Here is a 5,527-nt window from a genome sequence, read left to right on the forward strand (position 1 = left end):
GACTGTCTGTTAATGCAGGAGCAATTAACGACCTTGCCTACAGTATGTTGAATTCCCGCTGAAAGATCACTTATATAATGGAATTGGTATTATTAGCCTTTTGGCTGAGTGAGTCGTGTTCTTTGCACACAATGGCATCACCACCAACATTAATAGACTTCCATTTAGCATCAAAAATAACACACCTGGAAAATTCAAACTCAAAACCCGGACGACTAGGAGCAAAACCATCGGCAACACTATAAAAATAGATGTCATTTTTATCATAGTCACCTTGAGCATGCCTGATTGCTTCTTTAGGTTCCAGTTTATTGATAGCTGGAGCAAAAGAGCATACATCTTGATCTAATAGCTCCTCTAAATACTTTCGTAATGCTTTTTTTTGCATTTGCAGCTCCTCATTACTCAGCTCTGTAGAAGCAGTACTAAACGGAATACAAAGAAAAATCAAAATATGCAATATACGTAAAAATATCACTTTAACCTTAACTTCATTTATTCTATTTTTGACTTAAAGCGACCGCTGCTTGTCACGGAGAAGGAACCAGCGGCCTAAGCTTATGACACGCTATAAATATCATCTACAAAATTAACATCTTCATCTACTAATTCATAAAAATGTATATTGGCTGGAGACCCAGCCCCCCTAGACAACATTTCTATGCAAGTAATCATATTATTTTCAATAGTGACATAAGTTTCAGCTCCATCACTTAAGTCAGTTGATTTTATTAATGGGCCAATGAGATGGTAAGCACAGGTATCAAGATTTGCCCCTTGAGCCTTCAAGCGTACATTCAGCTTAAAGGTTGTTATAAGCCCTACACCAGTATCTTCTCGCTCTGTTACTTGAAGTTGTTGAATGATATTTTCGATCTCATACTCAGGGTACTCTTGGGCAAGCCATTTCAATATATCGACTTCAATTTGATTCAACTGAAACTCCATCTTCACATAACAACTTATTCAACAACAGCAAGATAATCTTCCAAACTGCTTCCTCTTTTTCAAAACAAATAATTGAACGATAGTATACTGCTAACCTATTGTTGTAAAATAGTTATCATTCAAAGTCTAATCCTATCGTTCAAATAAAACCTTTATCTTAATGACGCATAAGTTCTGTATTCTGCATATGCTCGACAACCCTGCCTGAAATCGATGAAACAAAACTTATCAAGACATCTATGTCTTCATTATTCTCTTTTCTCTGTTTAAGCTAACGCCCACCCACGCTTTATCGCTGTCTCATCCACCCGCGTTAGAAATCGGCTTAGGTCGGCGTTGCCAGCCGTCATAATGATGCAAGAACGCTTCGCCTCGAGAACCATCAAGCACCTTTCTCATAACCGGGTGCTGAGATAGGAGGCCTTCAATCTGAAACATTGAAAAGAGAACCTGCACTTTACGGCGATCCATACGGCGTTCGGTTTCCTTGATTAGGCGCTGTTTCTCATTCAGATCACTTGCTTGAAGGTAGCGCGCTACGGCGGCCCCAGTCCAACATGCGTCGTGAACACCAATGCCAAAGCGAAACCAAGCCGACTGCGCGGCATCGCCAACGATAAAATACTCACCTTCACCGTATCTTCCAGAGGTGTGCCCAGATCGAACACCGGTGAGGTGGCTATGAAAGAAACTGGCCGTGTTTTGCGCGCTCGAGGGGAACGAATTCTCCTCCTTCAAAAAACGCCCCACTTTCTCCTTATCAAGTTTGGAGCCCACCCCCATAGCGCCGAGCAAACGCTCAGCAATTGACCAAGGGGATCCCACGAGTGTGCTAGCTTCCCGCGGAAACATCCCTTCGAGATGGACTCTGCGAATGCTACCTCGATTTAAGCCATGCCAGTTCTGTGGATCCAACATATCTCCGCGAGACTCTGGTATCCAAACCCAATCTGGAGGAACCATATTATTAGAATAAAGATCAGGAAGACGATCAAATGTAAATATCCCACGATCTAGGCTACAAACCATGCAAATGGGATCGTCAAAGACTCTTGGATCATCGGCCAACGCCAGAGTCAAGAACGCTTTCCAGTCTTCGCTATGATCTCGAATCTTATCGTCGATTGTATGCAACTCGGAGCCCGAGCCCTCTAAATAAGAGGTCAACAGATCATCGGGACTCAAAACTTCTTGTACCAATTTTCGCAGGCCGCAAATGGACTCTTTCCCCGCCAGAGCTTCTCGAATAGCACTATGCCCTCCAGAAGCATCAACCACGACATCAAAAGGCAATGCGATCTCGTCAGCAACCTGCACGAGTTCCACACCAGCACGCCGCGTCATGCACGAACTCGCGAGAGGGTTTGGGTTTAAGTTTGGATTAGAGTTAGGGTTTAAGTTTAGATTGGAGTTAGAGTTTAGATTGGAGTTAGAGTTTAGATTGGAGTTAGAGTTTAAGTTTAGATTGGAGTTTGGGTTAGAGTTAGTGTGATACCGAGCAAACAACTTACCGCCCTCGGCCACCGCATCACAATGTTCGTACAAGACAACACCAAGCTTCAGGGCCACCACGCGCAAAAAAAACATCAGATCAAAGAGCCAGATGGTACTCTTGTCTGCATAGGACGGGGCAATCTCGCTACGAAGAGAGCGAGGGGCGCCTAAGGAGGAAAGGTAGCGTTCCTCGTGACGAAAAATGCCCACAATACGCGAACGTATCGGACGCCCGTGTTTCTCTAAAACCGTCACGTTATGGCCACGCATGGCGCATTCGATTGCTGTCGTCAGTCCTGCTGGACCAGCCCCTGCGATCACTATCCGCTTAGGCGTGCTGGCACCTGCCACGCGAGCGCACCGTTCGGACAGAGCACTGTGGAATGCATCGAGAAAACCATCCGCATCAAGGTCATCGTCCACCAGCCATCGAGTATGCGCATGCTCACCGGGAAGCGTCAGACTCTCCTCAAACTCAGCCTCCGTCTCCCTTGTACCACTCCCTATGGTAGACACAGGCTGCAGTGCAGCCTTGGAAGAAAGCGCCTTGCGAGTTGCAGGGTTAAGGTTGGTAAGTTGTTCCTTCAGAGTCTCAAATGAGTGCATCAAAAAATCCTTTATTAAGTGTCAATCTTGAGTGAGGTTTTTTCGCTGTTGCGGCCAGAGTGCTCGACACTCTCTAAGCTAAAGTGCTTGGCAAGTTCTAAACTAGAGTGCTTGGCACGCTGTTAAGGCATTCTTTCAGCGGCCTAATGCGCTTTTTTACTCAGCGCTCCAAAAAGCTTTCTTTCCAATGAAAACGAACAGATGCGCTATTCACTGCTCTTTAACGGTTAACAAAAATAGACTATCTTCGAAGATGAATGAAGTATTCGCTTACCCATTATTTATGGGCGTACCCTATAGTCTACCTTCCATATCTAACGATTATTCTTATTAAAAAATGACTATAAATGCAGCTCTATGCCTCATCGGTTCAGAACCCGTTAACGAGCAGAAGCAGAATGCCTGTTCATACAATCCTAAGGAATAATTTATAGCCAGCCATTATTAATCAGTAACATAATGAAATTTTTAGCCGAAATCAATACTCAGCATTTATCATCATTTAATTCGGACATCCATCATTTAATTCGCATTTAATTCGGAAATCATTTAATTCGGACATCCATAATCATTTAATTCGGACATCCATAATTAATTTCTTACATAAACATTTAATTCGGACATCCATAATTAATTTCTTACATAAAAAACATTTAATTCGGACATCCATAATTAATTTCTTACATAAAAACCCATAATCGACATGCGAGTAATAAACGCTTCGTTCTTTATCATTCATACAAAGGTTAATCTCACATCAAATCTAGCAATAATAATATGCAATCCATCAGTCGTTCTGAATTACATTTACAATAAATCACTGATCAATATTCATAAGATGTTCAGCATTATAAAAAGATATTGAAATTAATGGGTTAAACTAAATCTCAAGGTGAGTTCTACGCACTATCGAGCCAACGATGACAACTCCCAGCACCTTGTCGTCGTTTTCGTTCTAAATGCGCACAATAAGCATCCAATTCTTGCAGCCGACCTACAGGCCCTTTAAATAAACGCGTAAATTCCGTGGTTAATTTAAGCCAGTGATCAGGTGGAATATTCAATCGATTGAGAATGGGCATTGCCGCATCGCTTATCGCACCGTGTTTATCTGCACGTTTATGATTAAAGATCAGCTGCCCCGTTTCATCCACTAACTGCAAATAGTCATCCAAATGAAACTGCAACCCTTTAGGCATAGCAAGCCTTTCATTACCCGCAAATGCTAATAAATTGGTTGGCTGCTCTCCTTTTAACGCAGCCTTTATTCGCCTTTGAATACTAGTAAAATCAGACTGCTCGAGCGTATCGGCTATTTTTGCCCTAATGGGATTCAAATCCACATAGGCCATGCAAGCAAGAATTGCAGCTTCATCAAGTAGTGCCTGAGATTTAAAACGCCCTTCCCAAAAACGGCCGCTGCATTTATCTTCAAGGTTAGCCTTTCGCGCAATAGGCTCATTTAACGCTCTCATGAACCAACTTATATCACTTAACCGACTGCGATACTCTGCTATTGTCTTAGATAATAAAATCCTTTCACCATCTTCAAGCAGCAAGCCTTTAACAAACTTTCTCGTAATATCAGTGCCGTTAAATAACTGATGCCAGCGCTCGACAACCTCCAGCTCAGTCCAAGCATTCGCCTCATAAATATCCACACAAAGAACTAAATGCAGATGATTAGACATGACAGCATAAGCACAAATATCAATTGCAAATACCTGACCAAGTTCAAGGATACGCTCTTCAACCCATGCTCGTCGATGCTCATATGACTGCCCTGTATAGCTATCTTCTCCACACAAGAAAGCTCTTCTCACACAACGAGAGATACAGTGATAATAAGATGTGTCCTCGATACTAACAATGGCTTTTCTTGGTATTGGCATAACACATCCGCCTATGACTGTTCAACTATCAAAGCCTAGTTTACAAACGCAAACTAGGCAAATAATCATGGGTGTCTTAGTTGTTCCTCATATGACTGCCCTGTATAGCTATCTTCTCCACACAAGAAAGCTCTTCTCACACAACGAGAGATACAGTGATAATAAGATGTGTCCTCGATACTAACAATGGCTTTTCTTGGTATTGGCATAACACATCCGCCTATGACTGTTCAACTATTCAAAGCCTAGTTTACAAACGCAAACTAGGCAAATAATCATGGGTGTCTTAGTTGTTCCTCATATGACTGCCCTGTGTAGCTATCTTCTCCACACAAGTAAGCTCTTCTCACATAACGAGAGATACAGTGATAATAAGATGTGTCCTCGATACTGATAATGGCTTTTCTTGGTATTGGCATAACACACCCACCTATGACTGTTCAACTATTCAAAGCCTAGTTTACAAACGCAAACTAGGCAAATAATTATGGGTGTCTTTATTATTTTTCTTTGGCATAACACACCCACCTATGACTGTTCAACTATTCAAAGCCTAGTTTACAAACGCAAACTAGGCAAATAATTAT

At 42.2% G+C, this 5,527-nt stretch carries 4 protein-coding genes and 2 pseudogenes; all 6 read right to left on the minus strand.

Going from position 1 to position 5,527, the window contains the following annotated elements:
• Positions 1-70: 70 nt before the first annotated feature.
• Entirely contained in the window at positions 71-388 is a 318-nt protein-coding gene (locus tag Q0791_RS24205) for a hypothetical protein (protein WP_299011829.1), read from the minus strand.
• Between the two features lie 170 nt (positions 389-558).
• Positions 559-936, minus strand: coding sequence for a hypothetical protein (locus tag Q0791_RS24210; protein WP_299011830.1), 378 nt, complete (start codon positions 934-936; stop codon positions 559-561).
• Positions 937-1,248: 312 nt separating this feature from the next.
• Positions 1,249-3,048, minus strand: a complete 1,800-nt coding sequence (locus Q0791_RS24215) for an NAD(P)-binding protein (RefSeq protein ID WP_299011831.1) — start codon at positions 3,046-3,048, stop codon at positions 1,249-1,251.
• Between the two features lie 899 nt (positions 3,049-3,947).
• On the minus strand, positions 3,948-4,940 hold the full coding sequence (locus Q0791_RS24220) for a transposase (protein WP_299011832.1): 993 nt from the start codon (positions 4,938-4,940) through the stop codon (positions 3,948-3,950).
• 80 nt (positions 4,941-5,020) lie between these two features.
• Positions 5,021-5,149 (minus strand): annotated as a pseudogene (locus tag Q0791_RS24225) (transposase); the annotation flags it as partial.
• Between the two features lie 81 nt (positions 5,150-5,230).
• Positions 5,231-5,359, minus strand: a pseudogene (locus Q0791_RS24230) (transposase); the annotation flags it as partial.
• Positions 5,360-5,527 lie beyond the last annotated feature (168 nt).

It is taken from the genome of uncultured Shewanella sp., assembly GCF_947495455.1.
Classification (GTDB): domain Bacteria; phylum Pseudomonadota; class Gammaproteobacteria; order Enterobacterales; family Shewanellaceae; genus Shewanella.